Raw genomic sequence first — 983 nt, 5'->3', positions numbered from 1 at the left:
CATCAGGGCGCAATGCACTGTCGGCACGACCCACCAGCCCGCCTCTTCCGTAGTCCGATCAGATCTGTGAATTCCTATGAACTCTCGTCAGTATCGCCAATGGCGCCAAAGGCGTCGCGCCGCCTGGATCGAAGCCAACCGCACACGCAGCCATCCTGATACCGAGGCGGAGCACCTCATCGAGTTCGCCAGGACGTGGGCACCGTACGGGGGAGCTACCGAGGAGGAAATACTTGTGCACTTCGGCATGACAACGTCCCGGTTCATCGAGCGATTGTGGAAGGTGATCCCCGAATCGAACTGCGCCCAAGACGATATACGCACTTTGGCGAACGCATACCCTCACCAACGGACCGGCGACCTGGACCGCTGACCGTCCGACAGGTCGGTAACCTGAGTGAGAACCAGAACAGGCTAGCCGTCGAGAGGTGCGAAATGTGGAATAGCCACGACAGTCGCATTCTCGACAGCCCCTGACTGTTAAGAGCTTGTCTCATGTGGAGAGTTTCTTGAAGCAGGTGAGTGCCGCGGCGACCGACGGATCGGTGATCGTAGGTTGCGTGTGTTGCGAAACCGGATACTTCGTGATGCTGAATGTCAGCAATGCGTGCGTGCGACAGTCGCCGACCTAGGCCGAGAAGGGTTTTCCCGGGTTCACAAAGGCAACCGCCCCTCGGCTGGCGCCGTAGGTGAGGAGTGCCGTGCGTCCGGACTGGTTCTGCTCGGTCATGCGGGGACCCCGTTCTTCGCGCCGGCGGCCTTCTCGTCCGCGAGGATCTGGGCGTCCGCCGCGTCGATCGATTCGAGCGAGATGCCCTTGGTTTCCCGGGCGACGATGACGGCGACGACGGTGATCAGGCACGCGATCGCCAGGTAGATCGCAATCGGAACGGACGAGTCGTACTTGCTGAGCAGGCTGGCCGCGATGATCGGCGCCAGCGAACCGGCCACGATCGACGTCACCTGGTAGCCGAGGGAGACAC

General features: G+C 61.4%; 1 pseudogene. It reads right to left on the bottom strand.

Annotated elements, in window-relative coordinates:
• Positions 1–726: 726 nt before the first annotated feature.
• Positions 727–983 (bottom strand): annotated as a pseudogene (locus G9373_RS45395) (MHS family MFS transporter); the annotation flags it as partial.

The sequence above is a fragment of the Rhodococcus sp. A14 genome (assembly GCF_011603105.1).
GTDB classification, from domain to species: Bacteria; Actinomycetota; Actinomycetes; order Mycobacteriales; family Mycobacteriaceae; genus Rhodococcus_F; species Rhodococcus_F opacus.
The sequence above is the reverse complement of the archived record's forward strand: the minus strand, read 5'-3'. Positions and strand labels throughout refer to the sequence as shown.